Here is a 16,535-nt window from a genome sequence, read left to right as displayed (position 1 = left end):
CCGTCCGGTGGACGAGGCCGCCCCGACCGGTCCCGCGGAGAAGTCGTCGGCGCCGGCCGCACCGGCCGAGCGTGACGGCGACGTGCTGCTGGAGCTGGACAACGTCACGCTGCGCTTCGGCGGCGTCGTGGCGCTCAACGGGATCAGCTTCTCGCTGCGCAAGGGTGAGATCTTCGGTCTGATCGGCCCCAACGGCGCCGGCAAGACCACCTGCTTCAACGCGATGACCGGCGTCTACCGGCCGACGAGCGGCGGGATCCGCTTCAACGGCGAGTCCCTGGTCGGCAAGAAGAAGCACGAGATCACCCGGGGCGGCATCGCCCGGACCTTCCAGAACGTGCGTCTCTTCCCGGAGATGACCGCGCTGGAGAACGTGATGGTCGGCGCGGACGCCCACCACAAGACCAGCGTGATCAGCGCCCTGTTCCGCCTGCCGCGCTTCTGGCGGGAGGAGCGGTCCGGCCGCGAGCGCTCGCTGGAACTGCTGCGCTTCGTCGGCATCGAGCACCGGGCCGGCGAGGTCAGCCGGAACCTCTCCTACGGTGAGCAGCGCCGTCTGGAGATCGCCCGGGCGCTCGCCACCAACCCGACCCTGCTCTGCCTGGACGAGCCGGCCGCCGGCTTCAACCCGGCGGAGAAGGTGGACCTCCTCAACCTGATCCGCAAGATCCGCGACACCGGCGTGACGGTCCTGCTGATCGAGCACGACATGCGCCTGGTGATGGGGGTGACCGACCGGATCGTGGTGCTGGAGTTCGGCAAGAAGATCGCGGAGGGCACGCCCGCCGAGGTGCGCGACAACCCGGCGGTCATCGCCGCTTACCTGGGGGTGCCCACCGATGCTGCTTGAGTTGCGCGACATCACCCTGCTGTACGGGCGTATCCAGGCGCTGCACGGCATCAGCCTGAACGTGGCACAGGGTGAGATCGTGGCGCTGATCGGGGCCAACGGTGCCGGCAAGTCGACCACGATGCGGGCGATCTCGGGTCTGCGCCCGATCTCGGTCGGCTCGATCCACTTCGACGGCGAGGACATCACCAAGATGCGCGCCGACCTGCGGGTGGTGCGCGGGGTCTCCCAGTCGCCCGAGGGCCGGGGCATCTTCCCGGGCATGACGGTCCGGGAGAACCTCGAGATGGGCGCCTACACGCGGCGCGTCCGCTCCGAGATCAACGAGGATCTGGAGCGGGCGTACACGCTGTTCCCGCGCCTCAAGGAGCGGGACAAGCAGTTCGGAGGCACGCTGTCCGGTGGCGAGCAGCAGATGCTCGCCGTCGGCCGCGCGCTGATGAGCCGGCCGAAGCTGCTGCTTCTCGACGAGCCGTCGATGGGCCTCGCGCCGATGCTGATCCAGCAGATCTTCGACATCATCGTCGAGATCAACCAGCAGGGCACCACGGTGCTGCTGGTGGAGCAGAACGCCCAGCAGGCACTTTCGCGGGCACATCGCGCGTACGTTCTGGAGACCGGCCGGATCGTCAAGGAAGGCTCCGGCCAGGACCTGTTGCACGACCCCGCGGTGAAGGACGCCTACCTCGGCGTCGCCTAACGTCGCTTACCCCTAGGAGTACCCCATGTTCCGCACCACCCCCGGCCGGCGGGCGATCCTCGGCCTGGCCGCGGCGGCGGCGATGACCCTGTCGCTGACCGCCTGTGGCGAGGAGACCAATTCCGGCTCCACCGCCCCGGCGCCCACGACCTCCGCCGACACGTCGCTCGCCGACAAGGTCCCGGCCGACATCAAGGCCAAGGGCACCCTGGTCATCGGCACCGACTCGACGTACGCGCCGAACGAGTTCCTCGACGCCGACGGCAAGACCGTCATCGGCTTCGACGTCGACCTGTTCAACGTGGTCGCCGCGAAGCTCGGCCTGAAGGCGGAGTTCCAGACCGCCACCTTCGACAGCATCATCCCCGGCGTGGGCAGCAAGAAGTTCGACGTCGGCGTCTCCTCGTTCACCATCAACGAGGAGCGGATGAAGGAGGTCAACATGATCTCCTACTTCTCGGCGGGCACCCAGTGGGCGGCCAAGGCCGGCACCACGATCAGCCCGGACGACGCCTGCGGCAAGAAGATCGCGGTGCAGACCGCGACGGTGCAGGTCGACGACCTGACCGCCAAGTCCAAGGCGTGCACCGACGCCGGCAAGGCGAAGATCACGATCGACCAGTACCAGGCCCAGTCGGACGCCACCAACGCGGTGGTGACCGGCAAGGACGAGGCGATGCTGGCCGACTCGCCGATCGTGGCGTACGCGGTGAAGCAGACCAACGGCCAGCTGGCCCTGGTCGGCGACATCTACGACTCCGCGCCGTACGGCTACGTCGTCGGCAAGGACCAGACCGAGTTCGCCACGGTGCTCTCCGAGGCGGTCAACGCGGTCATCGCCGACGGCAGCTACAAGACGGCCCTCGAGAAGTGGGGCGTCGAGGCCGGCGCGGTCACCACCTCCGCGGTGAACCCGAAGGCCTGAGCCGTCCGGCATGACGGATCAGAACACGACCGAACGGGCACGGCCTGAGCCGATCAAGGCCGTGCCCGTACGGCACCCCGGACGATGGGTCGCCATCGTCGTGCTCGCGGTGCTCACCGCGATGTTCCTGCACATGCTGCTCACCAACGACGGCTTCCGCTGGTCGTTCATCTTCGTCTCGTACGAAGAGGGCAAGCGCGGCGTGATGTTCACCGAGCCGGTTCTCGAGGGCCTGCGCGGCACGCTGCTGCTGACGGTCTTCTCGATGCTCATCGGTGTCGTGCTCGGCGTCATCGTGGCGATCATGCGGCTGTCGCCGAACAAGGTCCTGTCCTCGGTGGCCTGGCTATACACCTGGTTCTTCCGGGCCGCGCCCCGGCTGGTGCTCGCCGTGGTGTTCGGCAACCTGAACATCCTGTGGAGCCGGATCGGGTTCGGCCTGCCGTTCGACAAGCAGATCGGCGACCTGTTCGGCATCGACAACTTCAACGGCCAGATCTGGAGCATCGAGTCCAAGGACCTGCTGGCCGGTTTCGTCGCCGCGATGCTCGCGCTCGGGCTCTCCGAGGCCGCGTACATGGCGGAGATCGTCCGGGCCGGCATCCAGTCGATCGACGAGGGCCAGGCCGAGGCCGCGGTGGCGCTGGGCATGTCCCGCGGGCAGGTGCTGCGCCGGGTCGTGCTGCCACAGGCCATGCGTGTCATCGTGCCGCCGACCGGCAACGAGGTCATCGCGATGCTCAAGGACACGTCGGTGGTCGCTTTCGTGCCCGTGACGGCGGAGCTCTTCTTCCAGTTGCGTGCCGTGTCCGCGCGTACCTTTGTGGTTCTTCCGGCCTTGATCGCCGCTCTGATCTGGTATCTCATCCTGTGCAGCCTGCTGATGATCGGCCAGTATTTCCTGGAGCGGCACTTCAGCAAGGGATACGGCGCGGCGGGCCGGGCCCGCCTGCGCCTCCAGACCATCCAGGCCGAGCAGGGCAGCGTCGGCGCGTCCGGTCCGGGAGGGGCGACATGACGGAAAACCCCGAGATGGTACGGGCGGACAACGTCCACAAGTCCTTCGGCTCGCTCGAGGTGCTCAAGGGCGTCGACCTGACCGTGCAGCGTGGTGAGGTGTCGTGCGTGCTGGGGCCGTCGGGTTCCGGCAAGTCGACGTTCCTGCGCTGCATCAACCACCTCGAGAAGCTCAACGCCGGCCGGATCCTGGTCGACGGTGACCTGGTCGGGTACCGCGAGCGCGGCGGCAAGCTGCACGAGATGGGCGAGCGGGACATCGCCCGTCAGCGGCAGGCGATCGGCATGGTCTTCCAGCGCTTCAACCTGTTCCCGCACATGACCGTCCTGCAGAACGTCATGGAAGCGCCCTGCAAGGTCAAGCGGGAGAGCAGGGCGGAGGTCCGGGACCGGGCCGCCGCGCTGCTGGACCGGGTCGGACTCGGCTCCAAGATCGAGAACTACCCGGGCCAGCTCTCCGGCGGGCAGCAGCAGCGCGTCGCGATCGCCCGTGCGCTGGCGATGCGGCCGAAGCTGATGCTCTTCGACGAGCCGACCAGCGCGCTCGACCCGGAGCTCGTCGGTGAGGTCCTCGACGTCATGAAGGACCTGGCCCGCGAGGGCATGACCATGATCGTGGTGACGCACGAGATCGGGTTCGCCCGGGAGGTCGCCGACAACGTGGTGTTCATGGACGGCGGCGTCGTGGTCGAGCAGGGCCCGCCCTCCGAGATCATCGCGAATCCGCAGCAGGAACGTACCAAGGCATTCCTGAGCAAAGTGCTGTAAGGCAGGCGGGGCGGTCGGCAAAGTTGTCGTAGGCCAGGACTAGAGTTCCCTGACGTGAGCGACGACGCCCAGACCCCCCGCCTGCTCCTGCTCGACGGCCACTCGCTGGCCTACCGGGCCTACTTCGCGCTGCCGGTGGAGAACTTCAGCACCGCCACCGGCCAGCCGACGAACGCCGTGTTCGGCTTCACGTCGATGCTCATCAACATGCTGCGCGACGAGAAGCCGACGCACATCGTGGTCGCCTTCGACGTCTCCCGGCGGTCCTTCCGCACCGAGAAATATGCGGACTACAAGGCCGGCCGGTCCGAGACACCGCAGCCGTTCCAGGGTCAGGTCAGCCTGATCAAGGAGGTGCTGGAGGCGCTGCGCATCCCCGTCGTGGAGAAGCAGAACTACGAGGCCGACGACGTCATCGCCACCCTCGCCACGCAGGCGCGCGAGGCCGGCATGGAGGTCGTCATCTCCAGCGGCGACCGCGACGCGTTCCAGCTCGCCACCGAGAACGTCACGATCCTCTACCCGGTGCGGGGCGTCTCCGAGGTCTGGCGGATGACACCCGAGGCCATCGAGACGAAGTATTTCGTGCCGCCGTCGCGCTACCGGGACAAGGCCGCCCTCGTCGGTGAGACCAGCGACAACCTCGGTGGCGTGCCCGGCGTCGGCGACAAGACCGCCGCCAAGTGGATCAACGAGTTCGGCGGGCTGGACGGCATCATCGCCAACGTCGACAAGATCAAGGGCAAGGCGGGCGACAACCTGCGGGCCCACCTCGCCGACGTGATGCGCAACTACGACCTCAACGCGCTCATCCGCGACCTGGAGCTGCCGGTCACCCCGGCCGACGTGCGGTGGCCGGGGTGGGACCGCGAGGCCGTGCACCGGGTCTTCGACGCGCTGGAGTTCCGGGTCCTGCGCGAAAGGCTGTATTCGTACCTGGAAGCGGTCGAACCCGAGGCTGAGGCCGGCTTCGACATCGAGGGCCGCATCCTGCGCTCCGGCGAGGTCGCCGGCTGGCTGCGCGAGCACGCCGGCCGCGCCCCGGTCGGCGTCGCGGTCACCGGCACCTTCGGCCGAGGCACCGGCAACCTGACCGGCGTGGCCGTGGCCACCGGCGACGGGCCGGCCGCCTGGTTCGACCCGAGCACCCTCGACGAGAACGACGAGCGGGCCGTCTCCGCCTGGCTGGCCGAGCCCACCCGGCCCAAGGTGATCCACGACGTCAAGCCCGCGATGCTGGCCTTCCAGTCGCACGGCTGGCAGCTGACCGGCGTGACCGTCGACTCCGCGCTCGCGGCCTATCTGGCCAAGCCCGACCAGCGAGCCTACGACCTCAACGACCTGGCCCTGCGCTACCTCAAGCGCGAGCTGCGGGTCGAGGAGCCGGACAACGGACAGCTCACCCTCGACGGCTTCGGGCTCGGCGAGGAGGGCGCCGCCGAGCAGAACGTGATGCTCCGCGCCCGCGCCACCCTGGACCTGGCCGACGTGCTCACCGCCGAGCTGTCCCGCGACGGCGGCGAGTCGCAGCGCCTGCTCGCCGAAGTGGAGCAGCCGCTCGCGGTCGTCCTCGGCGAGATGGAGCGGCGCGGCATCGCCGCCGACACGGAATACCTCTCCGAGCTGGAGGCGCACTTCGCCGCCGAGGTCAAGGCGGCACAGCAGGCGGCTCACGAGGTCGTCGGCCGGGAGTTCAACCTCGGCTCACCCAAGCAGCTCCAGGAGATCCTCTTCGTCGAGCGCGGCCTGCCCAAGACCAAGAAGATCAAGTCCGGCTACACGACCGACGCCGACGCCCTGCAGAACCTGTTCGCCCAGACCGGCGACCCGGTCCTGGAGCACCTGCTGCGCCACCGTGACGTGGCCAAGCTCAAGTCGACCGTCGACGGCCTGCTCAAGTCGGTCTCCGACGACGGCCGCATCCACACCACGTTCAACCAGACCGTCGCCGCCACCGGCCGGCTCTCCTCCACCGATCCGAACCTGCAGAACATCCCGATCCGCACCGAGGAGGGCCGTCGCATCCGCCGCGCCTTCGTGGTCGGGCCCGGGTTCGACAAGCTGATGACCGCCGACTACAGCCAGATCGAGATGCGCATCATGGCGCACCTCTCCGGCGACGACGCGCTGATCGCCGCCTTCAACTCCGGCGCCGACTTCCACGCCGCCACCGCCTCCTCGGTCTTCCACGTCGGCCTCGACGAGGTCACCCCCGACCAGCGCCGCAAAATCAAGGCGATGAACTACGGCCTCGCCTACGGCCTGAGCGCCTTCGGCCTCTCCAACCAGCTCACCATCTCCACCGAGGAGGCCCGAGGCCTCATGGAGGAGTATTTCGAGCGGTTCGGCGGCGTCCGCGACTACCTGCAGTCCGTGGTCACACAGGCCACCAAGGACGGCTACACCGCCACCATCCTGGGCCGCCGCCGCTACCTGCCCGACCTGACCAGCGACAACCGCCAGCGCCAGGAGATGGCCAAGCGGATGGCTCTCAACGCCCCCATCCAGGGCTCCGCCGCCGACATCATCAAAATCGCCATGCTCCACGTCGACGAGGCCCTGACCGACTCGGGCCTGAACTCCCGCATGCTCCTCCAGGTCCACGACGAACTGGTCTTCGAAGTGGCCCCGGGCGAACACGAAGCCCTCGAACAACTGGTCCGCCGGGAGATGGGCGAGGCTTATCCGCTGTCGGTCCCGCTCGAGGTCTCCGTCGGCACCGGCCAGGACTGGAACGGCGCCGACCACTAACCCACCGTCGGTCACCCACTTGCCGCCGGTCACCCATTTGCCGCCGCCGCTCACCCGCCGTCGTCGGGTTGCCGGCGGGCGGTGGGCTGTCGCTGCGCACCCATTGTCGTCCGGCTGCTGGCTGCCGCCGGCTGTTCGTGGGCGCGCTGCCGCCTGCCGTTCGTGGGCGCGCTGCCCGCGGCTGCCTGCCCGGTGCGGGCGCTCGCCGCGGCCGTTGAGGCGGATCTTGGGCGTTGGTGCCGGTGGGAGGTGGCGTGGGTGCCCAGGGTCGCGGGGCGGGGCGGGATCTTGGGCGTCTGTGCGTGTGGGAGGTGGGCTGGGCGCTCGAAATCGGGCTGGAGGGCTCGAGGGCTGACGGGTGGGAGGTTTGGGGGGAAGGGCGGAGTGCACGAACGGGTGGCCGGTGAAGCATCGTTTGTGGCTATCTGTCACCCTGGTGCGATGGCGAGCCGATCGACATCGATGGAGGCCTTTGCGCCGGCGATTCCGGGAGAACCGGGGGTGCGGGAGGCCCCGGAGCATGGCGGCATCGCGCTCTCCGTCGCACCGCTGGAGAGTGGGCGGGCCGGGGAACTGGCCCCGGTGTTCAAGGCGCTGGGTGACCCGGTCCGGCTGCGGCTGCTCTCGATGATCGCGTCGGCGGCGGACGGTGAGATCTGTGTCTGTGACCTGAGCGGGGCGTTTCCGCTGACCGGGCCGACGATCTCGCACCATCTGCGGATCCTGCGCGAGGCGGGGCTGGTCGACTGCGACCGCCGTGGCACCTGGGTCTACTACCGGCCGGTGCCGGACACCTTCCTCCTGCTGGCCGGGCTTCTCACGGTCACTTCTTGAGCGGGTCGTGACCCCAGTTCATCAGGGAGTACCGCCAGCGGGTGTCGCTGACGTCACCGTCCGGGCGCTGGGCCGCGTGCCGGTGGACGTAGCCGACCACCTTGCGCATGTGCTCCTCGTCGGCCGAGGTGAGGTCGCCCTTCTTCTTGTCGAGGATGCCGACGATCTTCCGGCCGGAGTCGTGCCCGACCGACTCGGCGCCGGGCGACGACTTCTGGCCGGCGTCCTTGGACTCCGGGGTGTCGAGCCACTTGCGCAGCTCGGCGGGGGTCATGTTGACCGCGTCGCGGAAGTCGGCGTACACGTCAGCCATCGAGGGCCTCCGGCTTGTGCACCGCCTCGCGGCCGGTCTTGTCGCTCTTGACCCGGTACTGCGGTTCGTCGGGTGAGGCCGCGACGGTCCGGCCGGCGGCGGAGGTCCGTTTGGTGATCTTCTGTTCGACGGTTCCGTGGACGTCCGTCCCGTGACTGCGCCAGGCGACCTTGTCGCCCTTCTTCAAGTTGCCCATATCGGGCGAATACCCGGGTCGGCCGACAGAAAACCGGTCGTCAGGAAACCAGGTCGCACACGAAGATCGCGGTGCCGGGGAACAGCCTGCCCCGCAGCGGACTCCACTGCCCCCACTCCTGGTCGTGATCGGCGGGCCACTCCGGTTCGACCAGATCACGCAGCACGAATCCGGCCGCGACGATCTCGCGTACCCGGTCGCCGATCGTCCGGTGCTGCTCCAGGTAGGTGACCGTGCCGTCGTCGTCGCGCTCGACGTAGGGGGACCTGTTGAAGTACGAGTTCCGGGCGACGAGGCCGCTCTCGTCCGGCTCGTCCCAGAATATCCAGCGCATCGGGTGGGTCACCGAGAACACCCAGGAGCCGCCGGGGCGCAGCACGCGGGCCACCTCGCGCATCGCGGCTCCCGAGTCCGCCACGAAGGGGATCGCGCCGAAGGCCGTGCAGACGATGTCGAACGTGTCCGCTCCGAACGGCAGGGCCATCGCGTCGGCTTGGACGAGCGGTACCCGTACCCCTGTGCGCTTTTCTGCCTCCCGCGCATGCCGCAGCATGCCCGCGGAGAGATCCATGGCAACCGGCTGGGCGCCCTCTCCGCGGAGCCACCGGCTGGCTGACGCGGCGCCGGCACCAAGTTCCAAGATCTTTTTATTCCGTACGTGGCCGAGCAGGCGCACGTCCGCCTCACGCACACGTTCGGGGCACCAGACGAAGTCCACGTCACCCAGGAAGGCGCCGTGTTCGTCCTGGTAGTCGTCGGCGTCGAGATCCCACCAGGCGCGGTTGCCGCGGCGTGCCTCGTCGTCGGAGACCGTAGGGATCTCTGTCACCCGGCTACGGTACGACAGGCGTGTCGCGCGTCCTGATTCGGTTCATATCGGGCATGCTGACGGGTTCCGGCCGAACAATGTGCCTCGGTACTCAGGAGGGCTTGCAACCTGTGGTAATGCGCACGGTAAGCTAGTCGATGCGCTCGCGGATCGTGTGCCTCGGCAGGGAGCAGGCTCCGTGGTCGTCGGTCTCGGCATGATCGACTGCGTTAGATCAGACTGCTCTCGGGTTGGTCGTCTCGTTCGTTCGTGCCGCTACCGGTGGCAGTTCCGTCGAGCGCGAGAGACACCACGAAACCATCCGTTCGGAGCAACTGTCCACATGACGAGCAGCATCGAGGCCACCTCGAGCGCCAACAAGGTCACCGTCGACGATCTCGGCTCGGAGGAAGCATTCCTCGCGGCCATCGACGAGACCATCAAGTACTTCAACGACGGCGACATTGTCGAAGGCACCGTCGTCAAGGTCGATCGGGACGAGGTCCTGCTCGACATCGGCTACAAGACCGAGGGCGTCATCCCCTCGCGCGAGTTGTCGATCAAGCATGACGTGGACCCCGCGGAAGTGGTGTCGGTCGGTGACCACATCGAAGCCCTTGTCCTCACCAAGGAGGACAAGGAAGGCCGTCTGATCCTCTCGAAGAAGCGCGCTCAGTACGAGCGGGCCTGGGGCACCATCGAGAAGATCAAGGAGGACGACGGCGTCGTCCGCGGCTCGGTCATCGAGGTCGTCAAGGGTGGTCTCATCCTCGACATCGGCCTCCGTGGCTTCCTGCCGGCCTCCCTGGTCGAGATGCGTCGTGTCCGCGACCTCCAGCCGTACGTCGGCCGGGAGCTCGAAGCCAAGATCATCGAGCTGGACAAGAACCGCAACAACGTGGTCCTGTCCCGCCGTGCCTGGCTCGAGCAGACGCAGTCCGAGGTTCGCACCGAGTTCCTCAACAAGCTCCAGAAGGGCCAGGTCCGCAAGGGCGTCGTGTCCTCGATCGTCAACTTCGGTGCCTTCGTGGACCTGGGTGGCGTGGACGGTCTGGTGCACGTCTCGGAGCTCTCCTGGAAGCACATCGACCACCCGTCCGAGGTTGTCGAGGTCGGCCAGGAGGTCGAGGTCGAGGTTCTCGACGTCGACCTGGACCGCGAGCGCGTCTCCCTGTCGCTGAAGGCGACGCAGGAGGACCCGTGGCGTCAGTTCGCCCGGACCCACGCGATCAACCAGATCGTCCCGGGTAAGGTCACCAAGCTCGTCCCGTTCGGCGCGTTCGTCCGCGTCGACGACGGCATCGAGGGCCTGGTGCACATCTCCGAGCTGGCCGAGCGTCACGTCGAGCTGCCCGAGCAGGTCGTGCAGGTCGGTTCCGACGTCCTGGTCAAGGTCATCGACATCGACCTGGAGCGTCGCCGGATCTCCCTGTCGCTCAAGCAGGCCAACGAGGGCTTCGTCGAGGGCGAGGAGCACTTCGACCCGACCCTCTACGGCATGGCTGCGACCTACGACGCCGAGGGCAACTACATCTACCCGGAGGGCTTCGACCCCGAGACGGGCGAGTGGCTCGAGGGCTTCGAGAAGCAGCGCGAGACCTGGGAGAAGCAGTACGCGGACGCCCGCGAGCGCTGGGAGGCCCACACCAAGCAGGTGCAGGCGTCCCGCGACGCCGACGCCGAGGCCGCGCTCAACCCGGCTCCGGCCGGTGGCGTGACCACCTCGTCGTCGACGTCCACGACGAGCTCGTCGGCCCCGGCGCGTGCCGCCGAGGAGCCCGCGGGCACGCTGGCCACCGACGAGGCCCTCGCCGCTCTGCGCGAGAAGCTCGCCGGCGGCAAGAGCTGACCTGACGACAGTCAGCGCGTAGTACCCAGAAAGGCCGTCCCGACTCCGGTCGGGGCGGCCTTTCGCCGTCTCCGGCAGACCGGCCTCCCGGAGCCGCCGCCGGCCCGGCGTGCCGCGATACTGATCGCATGTTGAGGGTGGGGCTGACCGGCGGCATCGGCGCCGGTAAGAGCGCGGTCGCCCGGCGGCTCGCCGAGCGTGGCGCGGTGATCATCGACGCCGACGTGCTGTCCCGGGAGGTCGTCGAGCCGGGCACCGACGGGCTCGCCGAGATCGTCGCGCTGTTCGGGCCGGGGGTGCTGACCTCCGACGGCCGTCTCGACCGTCCGGCGCTGGGTGCGAAGGTCTTCGGCGACGAGGCGGCGCGGCGGAACCTGGAACGGATCATCCACCCACGGGTACGCGCGCGGACCGTCGAGCTGACCTCCGCCGCTGCGCCGTCCGCGATCGTGGTGAACGACGTCCCGCTCCTGGTCGAGGCGGGGCTCGCTCCCTCGTACCATTTGGTGATCGTGGTCCAGACGGACCGTGACGTGCGTCTCGAACGTCTCACCCGCCTGCGTGGCATGACCGTCGCGGAGGCCGCGGCCCGGATCGACGCGCAGACCGACGACGAGAGCCGGCGGGCCGCAGCCGATGTGGTCCTGGTGAACGACTCCGACCTGGACCGTCTGCACCGGCTGGTGGACGAACTGTGGCGGGACCGGCTGGTCGAGTTCGAGCGCAACCTGCGCCTGCGCCGCTCGGCGCCGAAGGGACCGGACCTGCCGATCGTGCCGTCCGACCCGCAGTGGCCGCGGGTGGCGGCCCGGCTGAGCGCGCGGATCCGGCACGGGCTCGGCGCGGGTGTCGACGTGCGCCACGTCGGGCCGACCGCGGTGCCCGGGCTGCCGGCGGAGGACGTCATCGATCTGATGCTCGGTGTGCGGACGCTCGACGAGGCGGACGCGTTCGCCGGGCGGCTGGGGGAGATCGGCTATCCGAGTCGCCCGGGGGAGTGGGCGGACAACGCGCACGGCGTGCCGGGCGGTACCTGGCCGAAGCGGATGCACGGTTGCGCCGATCCGGGTTACCGGGTGAATGTGCACGTCCGGGTGACGGGCTCGCCGGGGTGGCGGTTCGCGCTGCTGATGCGTGATCACCTGCGGGCGGTCCCGTCGCCTGCCGGTTCGCCGTTCTCCGATCAGGTTCGGGCGGCGGATGAGTGGGCGTTGTGCACCGGCTGGCAGCCGTCCGACAAAGAATAGGTGGCCCTCGCGGCGGCCGGTCAGCCCTATTGGGCGACCCACAGTGGGTGCGCGCGCCGGGGCGTCCGGGGCGCATCGACCACAGTGCGGCACCTGGGATCGTCTGGTGACCTCGGGTGGTGCCTGGCGGCCGCCGCGAGCGGCCTACCCGACCAGGGTAGGTGTCCTGGCAAGGCCAGGACAACGTCGCGAATGTGCACCCTCCGCACCGCGCCCGGGAAAACTTGTCATACCCCCGACGTACGGTGGTGGGCATGGCGCTCGACATCCCACGACTCGACGGCCGGTTCGAGGTCGTCAGCGACTACCAGCCCGCCGGTGACCAGCCCGCCGCGATCGACGAGCTCGAGCGGCGGGTGCGGCGGGGCGACCTGCACACCGTCCTGCTCGGCGCCACCGGCACGGGCAAGAGTGCCACCACCGCGTGGCTCATCGAGCGGCTGCAGCGGCCGGCGCTCGTGCTCGCGCCCAACAAGACGCTCTGCGCCCAGCTGGCGAAAGAGTTCCGTGAGCTGCTCCCGCACAACGCGGTGGAGTATTTCGTCAGCTACTACGACTACTACCAGCCCGAGGCCTACATCGCCCAGACCGACACCTACATCGAGAAGGACTCGTCGGTCAACGAGGAGGTCGAGCGGCTGCGGCACTCGGCGACGATGTCGCTGCTGACCCGCCGCGACACGATCGTGGTCGCCACGGTCAGCGCCATCTACGGCCTCGGCACCCCCCAGGAGTATGTGGAGCGTGCCGTCCGGGTGAAGGTCGGCGGCGAGATCGACCGCGACAAGCTGCTGCGCCGGCTGGTCGACATTCAGTACACGCGGAATGACATGGCCTTCCAGCGCGGCACCTTCCGGGTCCGCGGCGACACCCTCGAGATCATCCCGGCCTATGAGGAGCTGGCCGTCCGGGTCGAGCTGTTCGGTGACGAGGTGGAGAAGCTCTACTACCTGCACCCGCTCACCGGCGAGGTGATCCGCGAGGTCGATGAGCTGATCATCTTCCCGGCGTCGCACTATGTGGCCGGCCCGGAGCGGATGGAGCGGGCGATCCGTGACATCGAGGCGGAGCTGGCGGAGCGGCTTGCCGAGTTGGAGCGGCAGGGCAAGCTGTTGGAGGCGCAACGACTCCGGATGCGCACGACCTATGACATCGAGATGATGCGCCAGGTCGGCTTCTGCAACGGCATCGAGAACTATTCGATGCACATGGACGGCCGGACCTTCGGCGAGCCGTCGTACACACTTCTCGACTACTTCCCCGACGACTTCGTCACCGTCATCGACGAGTCGCACGTGACGATCCCGCAGATCGGCGGGATGTATGAGGGGGACGCCTCCCGCAAGCGCATCCTCATCGAGCACGGGTTCCGGCTGCCCAGCGCGGCCGACAACCGGCCGCTGCGCTTCGACGAGTTCCTGGAGCGGGTCGGCCAGATGGTCTTCCTCTCCGCCACACCCGGCCCGTGGGAGATGCAGCACGCCCAGGGGGAGTATGTGGAGCAGGTCATCCGGCCCACCGGGCTGATCGACCCGCACGTCGTGGTCAAGCCGACCAAGGGCCAGATCGACGACCTGATGCACGAGATCAAGCTGCGGACCGAGCGTGACGAGCGCGTCCTGGTCACCACGCTCACCAAGAAGATGGCCGAGGACCTCACCGACTACCTGTTGGAGAACGGGATTCGCGTCCGCTACCTGCACTCCGAGGTGGACACCCTCCGCCGGGTCGAGTTGCTCAAGGAGCTGCGCAAGGGCGACTACGACGTGCTGGTCGGCATCAACCTGCTCCGTGAGGGCCTCGACCTGCCCGAGGTGTCACTGGTCGCCATCCTGGACGCCGACAAGGAGGGCTTCCTGCGCAGCGGCCGGTCGCTGATCCAGACCATCGGCCGAGCCGCCCGAAACGTCTCCGGCGAAGTCCATATGTACGCGGACAAGATCACACCCTCGATGCGCGACGCGATCGACGAGACCGAACGCCGCCGCGCCAAGCAGATCGCCCACAACGAGGCGAACGGCATCCAGCCCCAGGCCCTCCGCAAGAAGATCCACGACATCCTCGACGACATCTACCGCGAGGCCGAGGACACCGACGACGCCGTCGCGGGCCCGATGGTCGGCGGCGCCGGCCGTCAGATGTCGCGCGGCAAGGCCCCCGTCCCCGAGACCCGCTCCAAGTCCAAGGCCTCCGGCGGCACGGCCCGAGCCGGCATGGCCCGCGCCGAACTCGCCCAGCTCATCCAGGACCTCAACGACCAGATGCTGGGCGCCGCCCGCGAACTGCAGTTCGAGCTGGCAGCCCGCATCCGCGACGAGATCAAGGAGCTGAAGAAGGAGCTGCGGGGGATGGACATGGCGGGGGTCAAGTAGTCGAGCCGGTTCCCCGCCGTCAGCCGCCGAAGAAGTCGCCGGCGAGCACCTCGGCGTAGAACTCGGCCAACGGAGGCTGGGCCAGCGCGGTGGCGATCAGGGCGCGCCACTGGGCGAAGCGTTCGGTGCGGCGGAAGTGGTGTTCGTGGGCTTCGAGGCTGTCCCACTCGGCGAGGAGGACGAAGCGGTCGGACGAGGCGACGCTCCGCTGGAGGCGGACCGAGCGGCAGCCTGGGGCGCCGGCCATCATCGGTCGTGCTACCTGGAAGGCGGCGAGGAAGTCGTCGGCCCGGCCGGGTAGTACGTCGATGAGCGTCACTTCGAGAACCATGCCCGCAAGCGTCCCATACGCACCAGATGGACAGCTTGCTAGGAGGTCATAGCGACCAGCGTCGATGGGATGGGGACTGGGAAGACGGGGAATCTGGAGCTTGGGCGGGGTTAAGCTAAGGCGCGACGTGCGCTGGGAGGTCAGCAAACAGCTCAAGATCGACGGGGTTACGCGGCGGCGACCGGGGAGTTGCGTCGCGATAACGACCGGGATGAGTGGTTTGACCGCGAGGCCCGCCACTTCCAAGGCTCCCGGTTCGCCGTTCGGGGCCGCGATGCGTCACAATGGCTCCCGTGGGAGGGGAGTATTCCCCCGCTCCGGTCTCGTCAACACGGAACGCCTTGCCGGCGGGCCCGGGGCCGGCGGTCGCGGATCGTTTTCGATCTCGCGGCGGAAGAGACCTCCGACAGTCGCACGTCGCTGTTCTCACTCGCCATGAGTGGGCGCAGCGACGACCCGTGTCTGCCGGAGGTCCTCGTTGAACGTTTCCGCCTGGGTCTGGGGCGCCACCCTGGTAGCCCTTATCGCCGTGCTCGCCGTCGATCTCCTGATCATCGGGCGCCGGCCGCACGAGCCCAGCATGAAGGAAGCGGGCGGATGGGTGACGTTCTACGTCACGCTCGCCCTGATCTTCGGTGTGGGTGTCTGGATAGCCTGGGGCGGCCAGGCCGCCGGCGAGTTCTACACAGGCTGGCTCACTGAGTATTCGTTGAGCGTCGACAACCTGTTCGTCTTCGTGATCATCATGGCCCGGTTCGCGGTGCCACGTCATCTCCAGCAGAAGGTGCTGCTGATCGGCATCGTGCTCGCGCTCGTCATGCGCGGAGCGTTCATCGCCGCCGGTGCCGCGCTGATCTCGCAGTTCTCCTGGGTGTTCTACATCTTCGGCGCGTTCCTGGTGTACACGGCGATCACGCTGGTCAAGGACGGCGAGAACGACGAGGACGACTTCAAGGAGAACATCCTCATCCGCTGGGCCAAGCGGGCGCTGCCGCTGTCGAGCTCGTTCGGCGACGGCCGGTTCAGCGTGGTCACCGAGACCGGCAAGCGGCTCTTCACCCCGATGCTGATCGTCATGATCGCCATCGGCACGACCGACCTGATCTTCGCGCTCGACTCGATCCCGGCCATCTTCGGCATCACCAAGGAGCCGTACCTGGTCTTCACCGCGAACGTCTTCGCGCTGATGGGCCTGCGCCAGCTCTACTTCCTGCTCGGTGGCCTTCTCGAGCGGCTGGTCTACCTCAACATCGGCCTGGCCGTGGTGCTCGCCTTCATCGGTGTGAAGCTGTTCCTCGAGGCCCTGCACACCAACAGCCTGTCGTTCATCAACGGCGGCCACGGCTTCCACTGGGCCCCCGAGATCCCGATCTGGCTCTCCCTGCTGGTCATCCTCGGCACCCTCGCGATAGCGACGGTCGCCAGCCTGATCAAAAGCTCGCGGGACAAGAAACGAGAGCTGATCACCGCCGACAAGTAAGCGCCTCCGACCTCCGCACGCAGCCGTCCCTCCCACCCCCAACCCGTGTGTGGAGTTGGGGTGCGCAGCGGGGCCGAACTCCACACGCAACGTC

15 protein-coding genes are annotated in these 16,535 nt (G+C 68.2%); 11 read left to right on the top strand and 4 right to left on the bottom strand.

The features are described from left to right. Window positions 1–82: 82 nt before the first annotated feature. The 7 genes from AB0M02_RS15910 to AB0M02_RS15880 all read left to right on the top strand — a co-directional run bounded on the left by AB0M02_RS15910 (window position 83) and on the right by AB0M02_RS15880 (window position 7,845). On the top strand, window positions 83–850 hold the full coding sequence (locus AB0M02_RS15910) for an ABC transporter ATP-binding protein (protein ID WP_364227472.1): 768 nt from the start codon (window positions 83–85) through the stop codon (window positions 848–850). Next, window positions 840–1,550, top strand: a complete 711-nt coding sequence (locus tag AB0M02_RS15905; protein ID WP_364226968.1) for an ABC transporter ATP-binding protein — start codon at window positions 840–842, stop codon at window positions 1,548–1,550. The genes AB0M02_RS15910 and AB0M02_RS15905 overlap by 11 nt, the downstream gene beginning before the upstream one ends. Before the next feature lie 25 nt (window positions 1,551–1,575). Further along, window positions 1,576–2,475 (top strand): ABC transporter substrate-binding protein, encoded by a 900-nt coding sequence (locus AB0M02_RS15900; protein ID WP_364226965.1) that lies wholly within the window; start codon window positions 1,576–1,578, stop codon window positions 2,473–2,475. Between the two features lie 10 nt (window positions 2,476–2,485). Continuing rightward, window positions 2,486–3,493, top strand: a complete 1,008-nt coding sequence (locus AB0M02_RS15895; RefSeq protein ID WP_364226962.1) for an amino acid ABC transporter permease — start codon at window positions 2,486–2,488, stop codon at window positions 3,491–3,493. Beyond that, a complete protein-coding gene (locus AB0M02_RS15890) occupies window positions 3,490–4,260 on the top strand; it encodes an amino acid ABC transporter ATP-binding protein (protein WP_364226960.1) in 771 nt (256 codons plus the stop codon). The genes AB0M02_RS15895 and AB0M02_RS15890 overlap by 4 nt, the downstream gene beginning before the upstream one ends. A gap of 54 nt (window positions 4,261–4,314) precedes the next feature. Then, window positions 4,315–7,011: a DNA polymerase I gene (gene polA, locus AB0M02_RS15885; protein ID WP_364226953.1), complete on the top strand. Its 2,697-nt coding sequence runs from the start codon at window positions 4,315–4,317 to the stop codon at window positions 7,009–7,011. Window positions 7,012–7,452: 441 nt separating this feature from the next. Continuing rightward, window positions 7,453–7,845: a metalloregulator ArsR/SmtB family transcription factor gene (locus tag AB0M02_RS15880; protein WP_364226951.1), complete on the top strand. Its 393-nt coding sequence runs from the start codon at window positions 7,453–7,455 to the stop codon at window positions 7,843–7,845. On the opposite strand, the gene AB0M02_RS15875 is transcribed toward AB0M02_RS15880, so the two are convergent. Genes AB0M02_RS15875 through AB0M02_RS15865 form a run of 3 tightly spaced genes read right to left on the bottom strand, consistent with a single transcriptional unit; the run spans window position 7,835 to window position 9,183 of the window. Further along, window positions 7,835–8,158, bottom strand: a complete 324-nt coding sequence (locus AB0M02_RS15875; RefSeq protein WP_364226949.1) for a DUF3140 domain-containing protein — start codon at window positions 8,156–8,158, stop codon at window positions 7,835–7,837. The two genes, AB0M02_RS15880 and AB0M02_RS15875, sit on opposite strands and share 11 nt — an antisense overlap. Beyond that, window positions 8,151–8,354 carry a DUF2945 domain-containing protein gene (locus AB0M02_RS15870; RefSeq protein WP_364226947.1) on the bottom strand — a complete coding sequence of 68 codons (204 nt, stop codon included), beginning with the start codon at window positions 8,352–8,354 and terminating at the stop codon, window positions 8,151–8,153. The genes AB0M02_RS15875 and AB0M02_RS15870 overlap by 8 nt, the downstream gene beginning before the upstream one ends. 40 nt (window positions 8,355–8,394) lie before the next feature. Beyond that, window positions 8,395–9,183: a class I SAM-dependent methyltransferase gene (locus AB0M02_RS15865; RefSeq protein WP_364226944.1), complete on the bottom strand. Its 789-nt coding sequence runs from the start codon at window positions 9,181–9,183 to the stop codon at window positions 8,395–8,397. 322 nt (window positions 9,184–9,505) lie between these two features. Between AB0M02_RS15865 and rpsA the strand changes: the two genes are divergently transcribed. From rpsA to uvrB, 3 genes are all read left to right on the top strand, one after another. Then, a complete protein-coding gene (rpsA, locus tag AB0M02_RS15860; protein ID WP_364226942.1) occupies window positions 9,506–11,011 on the top strand; it encodes a 30S ribosomal protein S1 in 1,506 nt (501 codons plus the stop codon). Between the two features lie 128 nt (window positions 11,012–11,139). Then, the gene (gene coaE, locus AB0M02_RS15855) at window positions 11,140–12,258 is read left to right on the top strand and encodes a dephospho-CoA kinase (RefSeq protein ID WP_364226940.1); all 1,119 of its coding nucleotides are present in this window, start codon (window positions 11,140–11,142) and stop codon (window positions 12,256–12,258) included. A gap of 254 nt (window positions 12,259–12,512) precedes the next feature. Next, window positions 12,513–14,630: an excinuclease ABC subunit UvrB gene (uvrB, locus tag AB0M02_RS15850; protein WP_364226937.1), complete on the top strand. Its 2,118-nt coding sequence runs from the start codon at window positions 12,513–12,515 to the stop codon at window positions 14,628–14,630. 19 nt (window positions 14,631–14,649) lie between these two features. Here the strand turns inward: uvrB and AB0M02_RS15845 are convergent, their stop codons facing one another. Next, the gene (locus AB0M02_RS15845; protein ID WP_364226935.1) at window positions 14,650–14,961 is read right to left on the bottom strand and encodes an antibiotic biosynthesis monooxygenase family protein; all 312 of its coding nucleotides are present in this window, start codon (window positions 14,959–14,961) and stop codon (window positions 14,650–14,652) included. Window positions 14,962–15,439: 478 nt separating this feature from the next. Between AB0M02_RS15845 and AB0M02_RS15840 the strand changes: the two genes are divergently transcribed. Next, window positions 15,440–16,441, top strand: a complete 1,002-nt coding sequence (locus tag AB0M02_RS15840) for a TerC family protein (protein WP_364226933.1) — start codon at window positions 15,440–15,442, stop codon at window positions 16,439–16,441. The last annotated feature ends 94 nt before the right edge of the window (window positions 16,442–16,535 follow it).

This window comes from Actinoplanes sp. NPDC051861 (assembly GCF_040681145.1).
Lineage (GTDB): Bacteria > Actinomycetota > Actinomycetes > Mycobacteriales > Micromonosporaceae > Actinoplanes.
The sequence above is the reverse complement of the archived record's forward strand: the minus strand, read 5'-3'. Positions and strand labels throughout refer to the sequence as shown.